Below are 15,091 nucleotides of genomic sequence, written 5' to 3'. Positions count from 1 at the left end.
ACTTTATAACATTTTTTTTAAAAAAATTATATTTTTATTTTACCCTTGATGCTACATAAAATGACCCCATTAAAATAGTATTCCTTTTAAAAAATAAAAATTTTAAAAGTTAATAAACATATAATGTTTATATATTAATCTGATTTATTATTAGGATAACATATCATGAGTAAAATTATTGGAATAGATCTAGGAACTACAAATTCTTGTATTGCTATTATGGATGGTAATTCAGCACGCGTATTAGAAAATTCAGAAGGAGAAAGAACTACTCCTTCAGTAATTGCTTATACTCGTGAAAATGAAATTTTAGTAGGTCAACCCGCTAAAAGACAAGCTATAACAAATCCCAAAAATACTCTATTTGCTATTAAAAGATTAATTGGTAGAAAATTTCAAGATGAAGAAGTACAAAGAGATATAAAAATAATGCCTTATGAAATTTCACAATCAGAAAATGGAGATGCATGGATAAAAGTTAATAATGAAAATATAGCTCCACCACAAATTTCTGCTGAAGTTTTAAAAAAAATGAAAAAAACTGCAGAAGATTATTTAGGAGAAAAAGTATCAGAAGCAGTTATAACCGTTCCAGCATATTTTAATGATGCACAACGTCAAGCTACAAAAGATGCCGGAAGAATAGCAGGATTAACAGTAAAAAGAATTATTAATGAACCTACAGCTGCTGCATTAGCATATGGATTAGATAAAGGTAAAGGAAATCGTATAATTGCTGTCTATGATTTAGGTGGTGGAACTTTTGATATTTCAATTATTGAAATTGATGATGTAGATAAAGAAAAAACATTTGAAGTTTTAGCAACTAATGGAGATACACATTTAGGTGGTGAAGATTTCGATAATCGATTAATTAATTTTTTAGTTGAAGAATTCCAAAAAGAACAAGGTATTGATTTAAGAAATGATTCTTTAGCAATGCAAAGATTAAAAGAAGCTTCAGAAAAAGCTAAAATTGAACTTTCTTCTGCTCAACAAACTGATGTAAATTTACCTTATATTACAGCAAATTCTCAAGGTCCGAAACATTTAAATATTAAAGTTACAAGATCTAAGTTAGAATCTTTAGTAGAAGATCTAGTAATTAGATCTATGAAACCTTTAAAAAAAGCATTAAAAGATGCTAAATTAAAGATTTCTGATATTCAAGATATTATTTTAGTTGGTGGTCAAACTCGTATGCCTTTAGTCCAAAAAAAAGTTGCAGAATTTTTTGGAAAAGATCCACGTAAAGATGTAAATCCTGATGAAGCAGTGGCAGTAGGAGCAGCAGTACAAGGAGGTGTATTATCTGGAGATGTTAAAGATGTTTTATTATTAGATGTAACACCATTATCATTAGGAATAGAGACAATGGGAGGAGTTATGACAACTTTAATTGGAAAAAATACTACAATTCCAACTAAACATAGTCAAATTTTCTCTACAGCTGAAGATAATCAATCTGCGGTTACTATTCATGTGTTACAAGGAGAACGTAAAAGATCTTCAGATAATAAATCTTTAGGACAATTTAATTTAGATGGTATTCAAGCGGCACCACGAGGAATACCACAAATAGAAGTGACTTTTGATATAGATGCAGATGGAATTTTACATGTCTCAGCTAAAGATAAAGCTACAAATAAAGAACAAAAAATTACAATTAAAGCATCTTCAGGTTTAAACGAAGATGAAATTAAAAAAATGATTACAGAAGCGCAAGAAAATTCTGAAAAAGACTTACAATTTGAAGAATTAATCAAAATTAGAAATCAAGGAGATCAAATTTCTCATAGTACCAAAACTCAATTAGAAAAATATAAAAATTTATTATCAGATCAAGACAAAACTGAAATTGAAAACGCATTAAAAATTTTAGATGAGACTTTACAAAAAGAAAATAAAGAAGAAATAGAAAAAAATATTAAAATAATATTACAATTAAATTCTAAATTTAATAATTTAGAACAAACAACTCAAAATTCTTCAGAAAAAAAACCTACAAAAAAAAATAATGAAACAGTAACTGATGCTGAATTTGAAGAAATTAAAGAAAAACCAAAAAAATAATTCTATAATGTTTTTAATATATAAAAAAAATTATAAATTTTATTATTTTTAAGATGTCCTAACGGGTGTAATAATACTCTAATTTCACACCCGTTAAGTATTTAAATTATTAGACAGAAGAAAATTATATGAAAAAAGATTACTATCAAACATTGAATATATCTAATACGGCAAATACTTTAAATATTAAAAGAGCTTATAAAAAACTTGCTATGAAATACCATCCCGATAAAAACCAAGGTAATAAGCAAGCAGAAAAAAAATTTAAAGAAATTAAAGAAGCATATGAAATCTTAAGTGATTCTAAAAAAAGAAAACTATATGACCAATATGGTCATTCTGCTTTTGAACAAAATTCTTCAAATAATAATTTTACAAATAGTTTTCGAACATCTACATCTGATTTTAGTGATATTTTTGGAGATGTATTTGGAGATATATTTGGGAGTACAAAAACACAAAAAAAAACCAAAGGATCTGATTTACAATATAATTTAGATCTAACATTAGAAGAAGCCGTAAAAGGTATTTACAAAGAGATATATATTCCTACCTTAACAAAATGTAATTCTTGTTACGGTACAGGAGCTTCTAATGGAACTAAACCCATCATTTGTTCTAATTGTCACGGAAATGGACAAATACATATTCGTAAAGGATTTTTTAGTGTACAACAAAGTTGCCCTTCTTGTGAAGGAAAAGGAAAAATTATTCAAAATCCATGTTCTACTTGTAACGGACAAGGAAGAACTAAAAAATCAAAAAAAATTTCCGTTAAAATACCTGCTGGTATTGATACTAACGATAGAATTAGATTAAATAATGAAGGAGAAGCAGGATTAAATGGTGCGCGTTCCGGAGATTTATATATACAAGTACATGTAAAAAAACATCCTATTTTTGAAAGAGAAGATAATAATTTACATTGTGAAGTACCTATTAATTTTGTTATGGCTTCTTTAGGTGGAGAAATAGAAATTCCTACCTTAGAAGGACGTATAAATTTCAAAATTCCTCATGAAACTCAATCTGGTAAATTATTTAGAATTCGTGGTAAAGGTATTCGTTCCGTTAGAAATGGTATTTTAGGTGATTTATTTTGTAAAATTATTGTAGAAACTCCTGTAAATTTAAATTTATCTCAAAAAAAATTATTATATAAATTAGGAAAAAGTTTCGGAGAACTAAAAGGAAAAAGTAATAGCCCTAAATCGAAAAGATTTTTTAATAGTGTAAAAAGATTTTTTGATAATTTAACAAAATAATTTATTATGCGAGAGAAAGTATTGTAAACTATGAATAATTAATTTCATAGCCACAATACTAAAATTCCCTCGCTCTTTTAAAAAAAATATATTTAAATATTTTTTATTTTTTTAATTTTTGATATTAAATTGGATTTATAACGAGAAGATTTATTTTTATGAATAACTCCTTTAGAAACACTTCGATCCAAAATAGGTTGTAAAATTTTAAAATTTTTTTGTGCTTCTTGCATACGATTATTTTTAATCGAAATTAATACCTTTTTTATAAAAGTTTTAACTTTTGAGCGCATACTCACGTTAATTTTTCTTTTTTTTTCTGAAATAAGAATTCTTTTTTTTGCCGATTTAATATTTGCCAATTGTATATTCTCTTTAATAATTTAATAAATATTTTTTAAATAAAAAATGAAATATTTTATAAAAAAATATTTATATAAGCATGTTATGATAAAAATATAAATATAAAATTTATATTTTTTTAAAATTTTACTATTAATAAAAATTTTTTATAAAAAAATATATTATAAATTAAAATATAATTTTTTATTAAAAAATATAATATATTTTTTCTAAAAAAATTATGAAAATGAGAAAATTATGCATTTTAATAATAATAACATTAATTTACCAAAAACAAAATTTTCTATGAAAGCTAATTTGATTTCTAAAGAAATCGATATTTTAAAAAAATGGAAAAATGAAAAAATTTATACATATCTAAACAACCAAAAAAATTATAAAAAATCTTTTTTCTTGCATGATGGTCCCCCATATGCTAATGGTAATATTCATTTAGGACATGCTGTTAATAAAATTTTAAAAGATATAATTTTAAAATCAAAAAGATTATCCAATTTTTATGCTCCTTTTATTCCTTGTTGGGATTGTCACGGATTACCAATTGAACACAAAATTGAAAAAAAAATAAAATTTAAAGAAAAAATTTTAAATATTCCAAAAATTCATAAAATTTGTCGTCAATATGTTCTTCAACAAATTAAAAAACAAAAAAAAGATTTTAAAAGATTAGGTATTTTAGCTGATTGGAATAATTCTAATTTAACTATGAATTATGAAAATGAAGCAAATACTATTTTAACTTTATCAAAAATTATTCAAAAAAAAAATTTATATAGAGATTTTAAACCTATTTATTGGTGTATGGATTGTCAATCTTCATTAGCTGAAGCTGAAATAGAATATTTATCGAAAAAATGTCAAACAATTTTTTTTACTTTGAAAATTTTTCAATCTCAAAAATTTCTTCAAAAAATTACTAAAAAAACTCAAAATAAAAATACTTTACAAAAATTTTCTTTTATTATATATACTACTACAATTTGGACCATTCCTACTTGTCAAGCTATTGCAATAAATCCTAACATTCAATATACAATATTTATTATTAAAAAATCATTTTTTATTTGTGCTAAAAATTTAATACATAATTTTCTTAAAGAAATAAATACTAATCAATATAAAATTGTTGATAATGTACCTGGAAAAAAATTTAAAAATTTATATGTATGTCATCCTATCACAAAAAAAAAAATTCCAATTATATTTTCTGAACATATTACTAATACTTTAGGTACTGGTATAGTTCAAATGTCACCTGATCATGGATTAGAAGATTTTATAATTTGTAAAAAATATAAAATTAATCCAATTCATATGATTAATTCTTATGGAATCTATAAAAATCCTCAAAATTCTTATTTAAATAAAATTCATATTTTTAAAAGTTCTAAAATTATTATAAAAATACTAAAAAATAAAAATCAATTTTTATTCGTTAAAGAAATTTTACATCAATACCCTCATTGTTGGAGACATAAAACTCCTATTATTTTTCGAGCAACCCCTCAATGGTTTATAAAAATTCATCAAAATCCATTAAAAAAAAAAATACTTAAAAACATTAATTTAATTAATTGGGTTCCTCAATGGGGGAAAAAAAAAATGAAATTAATGATAAAAAATCGACCTGATTGGTGCATTTCTCGCCAAAGAATATGGGGTATACCTCTTCCTTTATTTATTCATAAAAAAAATTTTACTTTACATCCCAATACTGTTTCAATTTTAAAAAATTTTTCTAAAATAGTTAAAAAAAAAGGTAGTCAAATATGGTGGAATTTAAAACCTAAAAAACTTTTAAAAAAAAATTCTTCAGAATATCAAAAAGTTAATGATATTATCGATGTTTGGTTTGAATCCGGATCAAATCATCAATTAAAAATTTATAAATATAATATTAAAAAAAAAAAAAATTATATTTCAGATTTATGTTTAGAAGGTTCAGATCAACATCGAGGATGGTTTATGTCTTCTTTAATTATTTCAACATATACTAAATCTCAAATTCCATATTATAACATTATTACACATGGATTTGTTGTTGACCAAAAAAAACAAAAAATGTCTAAATCATTAGGTAATATTGTTTCTCCTCAAGAAATTATAAAAAAATGGGGAGCTGATATTTTAAGATTATGGGTTGCATACACAAATTATTCTAATGAAATGTCTATTTCAGAATATGTTATGCAACAAACTTCAGAATATTATCGGCGTATTCGAAATACCATTCGTTTTATTTTATCAAATTTACATGATTTTACTCCTAGTAAAAATTCAATTACATTCTTAAAAATGTTAAAAATTGATCAATGGATATTAAATCTTACAAAAAAATTTCAAAAAAATATTATAAAAAATTATTCTCATTATAATTTTCAAATAGTTATAAAAAAAATTTTAAATTTTTGCTCAATACAATTAAGTTCGAAATATTTTGAAATTACAAAAGATAGATTGTACATGTTTCAAAAAAATAGTTTAGAACGCCGAAGTATACAAACTGCGTTGTATCACATTTTAGAGTATTTAATACGATGGATTTCACCAATTCTATCTTTCACTGCTGATGAAATTTGGAATTATGTTCCCGAAAAAAATAAAAAATATATTTTTTTTGAAAAATGGTATGAATTACCTAATATAACAATTCAAAAAAATATATTTAATTCTAATTTTTGGAAGACTATATTTTTATTACGTAGAGAAGTTCATAAAAATATCGAAAAAAAGAGAGAAAAAAAAAAAATTTCTAGTAATTCAGAAGTAAAAATAATTTTTTATATCACCTCTAAAATTTCAAAATTATTACGAATTATTAATAGTAATGAATTACCTATATTTTTTTCTGTATCACAAATTCAACTTAAAAATTATATTATAGCGCCCATTAACTTAAAAAAAAATAAATATATTAAAAATTGCAAAATTTTAATTAAAAAATCTATTGGTAAAAAATGTATAAGATGTTGGCAATATGTAGAAAATTTTAAAAAAAATTTTAAAAATACTAATATTTGCGCTAGATGTTTTACAAACGTTTATGGAATAGGTGAAAAAAGAAAATTTTTTTAAAAATTCATCTAATATAAAATATTATAATTTTATACTCTTCAATAAAATTTTAATATTACATTCTATAAAAAAATTAAATAAAATAAAAAAAATATTATTTTTTAATATTATTTACTTTTTATAATTTTAAAATTTTTTATAAAAATTTGCTCTTTAAAAAAAATATAAAAAATTTTTATATTTTTAATATTTTTTAAATTTTCAAATTTTTTATATAAAAAATATTTTAAAAAATAAAAAATATATTCTATATATATAATTAAACTTTCAAAATATAAAGAATTTTTAATATATGAATATATTTATATCAAAATTTATTTTATAAAAATTAATATTATATGTTATATATTTTTTTTAAATTATCTTTATATCTGTAAAATTAAAAATTTTATTATAAATGATATTTTTTATTTAAAAAAAATTTTAAAATTTAGATTTTTTATATTTTTTAAAAAATATTCTACAATTTTTACATTATTAGGATATAAAATCTTTTAATTATATTAAATATCTTTAAAAAATATTTAAATATTATTTTTTTAAAAAAAAATTTTTCACTTTCACAATATTAAAAAATATCATAATATATTATGATATTTTTTTTAAAAAAATTTTTTATCTAATAAAATATAGGATCAATAATGGAAAAAAATACAAAAATTATAATTTCTGGTGCATACGGGAAAATGGGGCAATCATTAATTAAAGAATTAAAAAATTTTCCAAAAATAACTTGTACGTATGCTTTAATTAAAAATAAAATATCAAAAAAATTTAAAAATCATAAAAATTTTAACTTTCCATTTTTAAATTTAAATCAACTTAATCAAAAAAAAACAGTAGATTTTGATGTCTTAATAGATTTTAGTAACCCGAAATCTTCTTTACAAAACCTAGAATTTTGTATAAAAAAAAAAAAAAATATTGTAATTGGAACTACCGGATTTACTAATTTACAAATGAAATATATCAAAGAATCTTCTAAAAAAATATCTATTCTATATTCACCAAATTTTAGCTGTGGAATTAATTTAATGTGTATTTTACTAGAAAAAATTTCTAATGTAATAGGAGAAAATAGTGATATTGCAATTCTAGAATCCCATCATAAAAATAAAAAAGATCAACCTTCTGGAACTGCATTATATTTAAAATCTATTATTACAAATACTATGAAGTGGAAATTTCAAAATAAAAATATTTCTGAATATTTCTATTTAAATAAAAAAAAAAATAAAAAAAAAATTATTTGTTCAAGTTTACGACTTGGAAACATTATAGGAAAACATACTGTAATATTTGAAAATTCTCAAGAGATATTGAAGATTACCCACAAAGCTGTTACACGTGATATTTTTTCACAAGGGGCTTTAAAATCTGCGTATTGGTTAAAAAATAAAAAAAATGGTTTTTTTACTATGAGAGATGTTCTAATATAAAACCTCAGATATAAATTAACTCATCATTAAACATTAAAAAATTTGAGGAGAAGAATTTTGCAGACCACCGCAATCTTAATACTACAAAACGGAACTATATTTTATGGAAAAAATACTGGAATTCAAGGAACATTTTTAGGTGAAATAGTATTTAATACAGCTATGACAGGTTATCAAGAAATTTTAACTGATCCCTCATATAGCAATCAATTCATAGTATTTACTTATCCTCACATAGGAAATATAGGAATTAATTCTAATTCATCTGAATCTAAAAAAATTCATGCAAAAGGAATTATTACAAAAAACTTATCAAGTATAGATAGTCATTATACTAGTCAAAAAAATTTAGTACAATATCTGCAAGAAAATAATATAATTTCTATTACGGATATTGATACTAGAAAATTAACTAAAATTCTTAGAATTTCAGGTACACAATATGGATGTATTACTACTAACATTAATATATCTACACAAAAAATCTTAAAAAAAATTTTAAAATATTCTAAATTACCTAAATTAAATATTACACTCAAAAAAACTACAAAAAAAAAATATATTTGGTATCCACATCCCCTTTCTACTAATACTAAAAAAAAAAATATTAACAATATAAATTTCAAAAAAAAAAAACTCTTACATGTAATAGTATATGATTTCGGAATCAAAAAAAATATTCTAGAAATTTTATTTAAAAAAAAATGCTCTATTACTGTAGTTCCTGCTAATACAAAAATAAAAGAAATTTTATTATTAAACCCCTCAGGTATACTTTTATCCAATGGACCAGGTGATCCTAGAACCTGTCTAGAATCCATTAAACAAATTAAAAAATTATTATTATATAAAATTCCTATTTTTGGAATTTGTTTAGGTCATCAAATTTTAGCATTAGCTGCTCATGCAAAAATTATTAAAATGAAATTTGGACATCATGGGTCCAATCATCCAGTCAAAAATTTAATAAATAATCGTATTTTTATTACAACTCAAAATCACAATTATACTATTGATCCAAATTCTTTAAACTCAAACATTAAAATTACACATGTTTCTTTATTTGATCAAACTATTCAAGGAATTTCTTTAAAAAATTCTCCTTCTTTTGGGTTTCAAGGACATCCAGAATCTTCACCTGGACCTCATGATATAAAAATATTATTTGAAAATTTTATCAAAAATATGTTAAAAAAGGAATCAACATGCCAAAAAGAAAAGATTTAAAAACTATTTTAATTTTAGGAGCTGGACCTATTATTATTGGACAAGCTTGTGAATTTGATTATTCAGGAGTACAAGCTTGTCAAGTACTTAAAGAAGAAGGATTTAAAATAATTTTAATTAATTCTAATCCAGCTACAATTATGACCGATCCTCAGATGGCTCATCGGACATATATTGAACCTCTTAACACTTCCATAATTGAAAAAATTATTAAAAAAGAAAAACCACAAGCTTTATTACCTACAATGGGGGGACAAACAGCTTTAAATTGCACTTTAAAACTTTATAAAAAAAAAATTTTAAAAAAATATAATGTAGAAATAATTGGTATTACAATTAAAGCTATAAAAAAAGCTGAAAATAGACATTTATTTGAAAAATCTATGAAAAAAATTAGATTAAATACTGCAAAATGCGGTATTGCAAATACTTTTCAACAAGCATTAAAAATCTCTAAAAAAATAGGTTTTCCATGTATTATTCGACCTTCTTTTACTATGGGAGGAAGCGGAGGAGGTATAGCATATTCTTTAAAAGAATTTAAAAAAATTTGTGAATCAGGATTAAAACAATCTCCAACAAATGAATTATTAATTGATGAATCATTACTTGGATGGAAAGAATATGAAATGGAAATTGTTCGTGATCATAAAGAAAATTGTATTATTGTATGCTCTATTGAAAATATTGATCCTATGGGAATTCATACTGGAGATTCAATTACAATTGCTCCTTCTCAAACTTTAAGTGATATAGAATTTCAAAAAATGAGAAATGCAGCAAAAAAAATTTTAAAAGAAATTGGAGTTAATAATGGAGGAGCAAACGTACAATTTGCTATAAACCCTAAAACAGGAAAAATGATCATTGTTGAAATGAATCCCCGCGTATCTAGATCTTCAGCTTTAGCTTCTAAAGCTACAGGTTTCCCTATTGCAAGAATTGCTACTAAACTAGCTATTGGATATACTTTAGATGAATTACATAATGATATTACTGGAATTCATACCCCTGCTGCATTTGAACCTTCTCTAGATTATATTGTAATTAAAATGCCTCGTTTTAATTTTGAAAAATTTCCAAATTGTAAAGATCGTTTAACTACGCAAATGCAATCAGTTGGTGAAGTAATGGCTATTGGACGAACATTTCAAGAGTCTTTACATAAAGCCATACAAAGCTTAGAAATAGGTTCGAGTGGTTTTGATATTACTTCTAGAATTCCATTATCTAATAAAATTATTCAAAATAAAAAAAAATTAATATATGAATTAAAATCAGCAGGCCCGGAACGTCTTTGGTATATAGGAGAATCTTTTCGAAAAGGATGGACTTTAAAAAAAATTCAAAATTTAACAAATATAGATCCATGGTTTTTATATTATATTCAAGAATTAATTCATATTGAAGAAAATTTAAAAACTTTAGACTACAAAAAAATTGATTCAAAATTTTTAAAATTTTTAAAAAAAAAAGGATTTTCAGATTTACGAATTTCACAATTATTAAATACTACGGAAGAAAAAATTCGTAATTTACGATTAAAATTTAAAATTTTTCCAGTATATAAACGTATTGATACTTGTGCTGCAGAATTTTCTACTGAAACAGCATATTTTTATTCTACTTGGGAAGATGAATGTGAATCTATACCTACAAAAAATAAAAACAAAATTGTTATTTTAGGAGGAGGACCAAATAGAATCGGACAAGGAATAGAATTTGATTATTGTTGTGTACATGCATCTCAAGCTTTAATGAAAAAAAAATATGAAACAATTATGATAAACTGTAATCCTGAAACAGTATCTACAGATTATAATATGTCTCACCGTCTATATTTTGAACCTATTACTTTTGAACACATTTTTTCTATTATTAATATTGAAAAACCTTTAGGAATTATTATTCAATATGGAGGTCAAACACCTTTAAAGTTATCTAAAGATTTTCAAAAATTTAATATTAATATTTTAGGAACAACATTTAAAAATATTGATAAAGCTGAAAATAGATATAAATTTCAAAAAATTATTAAAAAATTAGGATTAATACAACCAAAAAATAATATAGCAAAAAATTTACCAGACGCTATAGAAAAAGCAGAAATTTTAGGATATCCAATTATTGTCCGACCTTCATATGTATTAGGAGGGCGCGATATGAAAATTATTAAAAATTCTAACGAATTAAAAAAATATTTTCAACTTTTAAATTTAAATCATCAAATACAAGAAATTTTATTAGATCAATATTTAAAAAACGCAATCGAAATAGATGTAGATATAATTTGTGATCAAAAAAATGTATTTATAGGTGGAATATTAGAACATATTGAACCTGCTGGAATTCATTCAGGAGATTCTGCATGTATTTTCCCTACATATACTATTACAAAAAATATTAAAAAAAAAATAAAAGAACAAGTTACTAAATTAGCTTTATCTCTTTCAATTAAAGGATTAATGAATGCACAATTTGCTATTAAAAATAATAAAATATATGTTTTAGAAGTAAATCCAAGAGCCTCACGTACTATTCCATTTTTATCTAAAGCTACTGGAACAGAATTAGCAAAAATATCTACGAACGTTATTATTGGTATTACTTTAAAAAAAAAATATTATTTTTCTGAAAAATTTTTAAAATATTTTTTTGTAAAAGAAGTAGTTTTACCATTTAATAAATTTAAAAATTCTAATCCTGTTTTAAGTCCAGAAATGAGATCTACAGGCGAAGTAATGGGAATTGGAAAAAATTTTAAAAATGCTTTTTATAAAGCTGTACTCAGTATTACCAAAAAAATACCTAAAAAAGGAAATATTTTATGTTCTATACCTATTAAAAAAAAAAAAAATATTTTACCTATACTCCAAAAATTACTTAAATCAGGATTTAGTATCCATTTCACTAATATTCAAATTTATCAATTTTTAAAAAAATTAAAAACTAATTTAAATTCTATTCATTACATTTATCAAAAAAAATTTAAAATACAGAAAATTCTAGAAAAAAATAAATACTCATATGTAATTTATATTAATTCTGAATATCAAAAAAATCATGAAACACAAAAAATCTTTGAATATATTTTTAAAAATCAAATACATTATGATACAACAATAAAAGGTGTTTGGGCTACTTCTAAAATATTAAAAATTCATAATATTACTGAAATTAATTCAATTCAAAAAATACAAAATTCTCAAAAAAATTTAATACAATAAAAATATATACATAAAAAAATATAATATTTTAAAAATCTTATCTATTAAAATAAAAAAATAAAAATTTTTAAAATGCAAGCCAGATATGCTTGCATTTATTTTTTATATATTTTTTTAAAAAAATTATAATAAATTTTCTAAAATAATACTATTAACTAATTTTTCATATTGTTTTACAGATAAATTTTCAGCTCTATATTTAGGATTAATTCCTAAAGAAATCATCTTTTTTTCACTAAAAAGTTTACCTAAACTATTTTTTAAAATTTTTCGACGATTAGAAAATGCTATTTTAGTAATATATTCTAACAAAAAAATATATTTTAAAGATTTATTTTTATTTAAAATAGGAACAAATTTTAAAAATGTTGAAGATATTTTAGGTTTAGGAAAAAAATTTTCTTTAGAAATAGATAAAATCATAGTAATTTTATAAAAATTTTGAATTATAACACTTAAACGGCCATATTTTTTAGTATTAGGAGAAGCCATTATACGTTCAGCTACTTCTTTTTGAAACATTAAATTCATATCATAAATATGAATTTGAAAAAATATAGTTTTTAATAAAAAAATTGTAGAAATATTATAAGGTAAATTTCCAAAAATACGAAATAATAATGTATTTCTTTGTAAAAAAAAATTTTTATAATCAAATTCTAATGCATCTACTAAAAAAATACGTAACATTTCCGGACAAACTTTTTTAGATAAAAATAATATTAAATTTTCATCAATTTCTAAAACAATTAATTCTTTTACTATTCGACTTATTGGAATTGTTAAAGCTCCATATCCTGATCCTATTTCTAACATATATTCAGTACTTTGAGGATTAATGTTTTGAACAATTTTTTTTATTATTTCTGAATTTTGTAAAAAATTTTGACCTAATTTTTTAATTGGAGGATATTTTTTAAATAAATTTATATTCATATATAGAAATAATCTTAAATTAATAAATATTTGAAAATATAAATAAAAAAATTTTTTTAAATAAATTCATATTAAAATTATAAAATTTAAAAATGTTTTTTATATTTTAAAAATTTTAAAATTTTATATCAATTTTATAATAAACATTTTAAAAATTAAGAGACGCTATGAAATATTATCTCATTAATAGTATGACTTTAATAACACATCATTTATATTTTTTTGTTTTTATTATTTCTTTTTTAGAATCAATAGCATTTATTGGATTATTTTTACCTGGATTAATTTTAATGGGTGGAATTGGAACTTTAATTGGTAATGGAAAATTAAATTTTTATTATACATGGTTATTAAGTTTTTTAGGATGTTATTTAGGAGATTTTTTTTCTTATTTTTTAGGACGAATAGGAAGAAAAAAAATTAAAAAAACATTTTTTTTTCAAAAATATAAAAATTTTATAAAAAAAATTACAAAATATTTAAATAAATATAATATATTAACTATTATAATTGGAAAATTTATTGGACCTATTCGTCCTTTAATTCCTATTACATCTGGTATCTTAAAATTTTCATTTTCTAAATTTTTAATTTTAAATTTTTTTTCATGTATATTTTGGCCTATTATATATTTCTTTCCCGGAATTTTTACTTATTTAACAGTAAATTCTATTAATTCTATACAAAATCCTAAAATTTATATTTTTTTTATTATTTTATTTTTTCTTAATATATTCACTTTTCTCTGGATACTATATAAATGGATTTTTTTATTAACTAAAAAAAAAAATTTTAAAATTTATAAATATAACATTACTCTGAAAATTGGAAAAATATTAATTATAATATTTACTTCAATAATTTTTTTTGAAATTATATTTTTAATCTTACAACCACAAACTTTTGTTTTATATAAAATTTTTAAAAAAATTCTATAAAAATTTTTTTGTCAGTTTTAAATCGGCACGAAAAAAAATTTTTTATACAAATAACTTTTATTTATATTTAAAAAATTTTAATAATAATTATACGTGCCGATAATATTTTTTTAAAAAATACAATTTATTTTTTATAAAAAAATTAAAAATTCTTAAAATCTCCTGAAATATATAAAAAATCTATATGTAAAATTTTCAATTTAAATGCATGTCTTTGAATTTCTTGAATTTTTACTAAATATTTTTTTTTTTTTAATATAATGCATAATGGTTTAATACCAAACTCTTTCGTTATTTGATAATTTAAAAAATTATTATGCTTTAAAAATATTAATAAAGTAGGTTTATACTTTTTAAAACCATAAATAATAGCTGGAATTTTATTTTCTTTCCGTCTAATAAAACGACTATATTGTGTACCTATTTTTGTCCTTTGGGTTGCTTCAAATATAATCATAAACTCTCTCAATTTTAATTAATATTATAAAATTTTAATTTAAATAAAAATTTAAAAAATTTTAAATAATAAAAAATTTGTATTATTTTTA

10 protein-coding genes are annotated in these 15,091 nt (G+C 21.5%); 7 read left to right on the top strand and 3 right to left on the bottom strand.

Going from position 1 to position 15,091, the window contains the following annotated elements; translation table 11 throughout:
* Positions 1 to 165 precede the first annotated feature (165 nt).
* Positions 166 to 2,073 carry a molecular chaperone DnaK gene (gene dnaK, locus RJT25_RS00510; protein ID WP_343128845.1) on the top strand — a complete coding sequence of 636 codons (1,908 nt, stop codon included), beginning with the start codon at positions 166 to 168 and terminating at the stop codon, positions 2,071 to 2,073.
* A 128-nt stretch (positions 2,074 to 2,201) separates the two neighbouring features.
* A complete protein-coding gene (dnaJ, locus tag RJT25_RS00505; protein ID WP_343126636.1) occupies positions 2,202 to 3,338 on the top strand; it encodes a molecular chaperone DnaJ in 1,137 nt (378 codons plus the stop codon).
* Positions 3,339 to 3,430: 92 nt separating this feature from the next.
* Here dnaJ and rpsT read toward each other — a convergent pair whose 3' ends face one another.
* A complete protein-coding gene (gene rpsT / locus RJT25_RS00500; protein ID WP_343126635.1) occupies positions 3,431 to 3,700 on the bottom strand; it encodes a 30S ribosomal protein S20 in 270 nt (89 codons plus the stop codon).
* 238 nt (positions 3,701 to 3,938) lie between these two features.
* Between rpsT and ileS the strand changes: the two genes are divergently transcribed.
* The 4 genes from ileS to carB all read left to right on the top strand — a co-directional run bounded on the left by ileS (position 3,939) and on the right by carB (position 12,669).
* Positions 3,939 to 6,776, top strand: coding sequence for an isoleucine--tRNA ligase (gene ileS / locus RJT25_RS00495; RefSeq protein WP_343128844.1), 2,838 nt, complete (start codon positions 3,939 to 3,941; stop codon positions 6,774 to 6,776).
* 641 nt (positions 6,777 to 7,417) lie between these two features.
* The gene (gene dapB / locus RJT25_RS00490; protein ID WP_343126633.1) at positions 7,418 to 8,215 is read left to right on the top strand and encodes a 4-hydroxy-tetrahydrodipicolinate reductase; all 798 of its coding nucleotides are present in this window, start codon (positions 7,418 to 7,420) and stop codon (positions 8,213 to 8,215) included.
* 57 nt (positions 8,216 to 8,272) lie between these two features.
* Positions 8,273 to 9,442 carry a glutamine-hydrolyzing carbamoyl-phosphate synthase small subunit gene (gene carA / locus RJT25_RS00485; protein ID WP_343126632.1) on the top strand — a complete coding sequence of 390 codons (1,170 nt, stop codon included), beginning with the start codon at positions 8,273 to 8,275 and terminating at the stop codon, positions 9,440 to 9,442.
* Positions 9,421 to 12,669, top strand: coding sequence for a carbamoyl-phosphate synthase large subunit (gene carB, locus RJT25_RS00480; RefSeq protein WP_343128843.1), 3,249 nt, complete (start codon positions 9,421 to 9,423; stop codon positions 12,667 to 12,669). Before carA ends, carB begins: the two co-directional genes overlap by 22 nt.
* Positions 12,670 to 12,792: 123 nt before the next feature.
* Here the strand turns inward: carB and rsmA are convergent, their stop codons facing one another.
* Positions 12,793 to 13,605, bottom strand: a complete 813-nt coding sequence (gene rsmA / locus RJT25_RS00475; protein WP_343126630.1) for a 16S rRNA (adenine(1518)-N(6)/adenine(1519)-N(6))-dimethyltransferase RsmA — start codon at positions 13,603 to 13,605, stop codon at positions 12,793 to 12,795.
* A 167-nt stretch (positions 13,606 to 13,772) separates the two neighbouring features.
* On the opposite strand from rsmA, the gene RJT25_RS00470 reads away from it, so the two are divergent.
* Complete coding sequence (locus RJT25_RS00470; RefSeq protein ID WP_343126629.1) at positions 13,773 to 14,543, top strand: DedA family protein; 771 nt, start codon at positions 13,773 to 13,775, stop codon at positions 14,541 to 14,543.
* Positions 14,544 to 14,685: 142 nt separating this feature from the next.
* Here the strand turns inward: RJT25_RS00470 and rplY are convergent, their stop codons facing one another.
* Positions 14,686 to 15,000: a 50S ribosomal protein L25 gene (rplY, locus tag RJT25_RS00465; RefSeq protein WP_343126628.1), complete on the bottom strand. Its 315-nt coding sequence runs from the start codon at positions 14,998 to 15,000 to the stop codon at positions 14,686 to 14,688.
* Positions 15,001 to 15,091: the final 91 nt, after the last annotated feature.

Origin of the sequence: Buchnera aphidicola (Nippolachnus piri), assembly GCF_039383305.1 — a bacterium.
In the GTDB taxonomy this organism is placed as follows: domain Bacteria; phylum Pseudomonadota; class Gammaproteobacteria; order Enterobacterales; family Enterobacteriaceae; genus Buchnera_F; species Buchnera_F aphidicola_AZ.
Note: the sequence above shows the minus strand (reverse complement) of the source record. Positions and strands in the feature narration are given on the sequence as shown.

What these genes read in the sequence shown, in the direction of transcription:
- dnaK (WP_343128845.1), top strand. Translation starts at nt 166, where the DNA reads ATGAGTAAAATTATTGGAATAGATCTAGGAACTACAAATTCTTGTATT.
- dnaJ (WP_343126636.1), top strand. Translation starts at nt 2,202, where the DNA reads ATGAAAAAAGATTACTATCAAACATTGAATATATCTAATACGGCAAAT.
- ileS (WP_343128844.1), top strand. Translation starts at nt 3,939, where the DNA reads ATGCATTTTAATAATAATAACATTAATTTACCAAAAACAAAATTTTCT.
- dapB (WP_343126633.1), top strand. Translation starts at nt 7,418, where the DNA reads ATGGAAAAAAATACAAAAATTATAATTTCTGGTGCATACGGGAAAATG.
- carB (WP_343128843.1), top strand. Translation starts at nt 9,421, where the DNA reads ATGCCAAAAAGAAAAGATTTAAAAACTATTTTAATTTTAGGAGCTGGA.
- rsmA (WP_343126630.1), bottom strand. Translation starts at nt 13,605, where the DNA reads ATGAATATAAATTTATTTAAAAAATATCCTCCAATTAAAAAATTAGGT.
- RJT25_RS00470 (WP_343126629.1), top strand. Translation starts at nt 13,773, where the DNA reads ATGAAATATTATCTCATTAATAGTATGACTTTAATAACACATCATTTA.
- rplY (WP_343126628.1), bottom strand. Translation starts at nt 15,000, where the DNA reads ATGATTATATTTGAAGCAACCCAAAGGACAAAAATAGGTACACAATAT.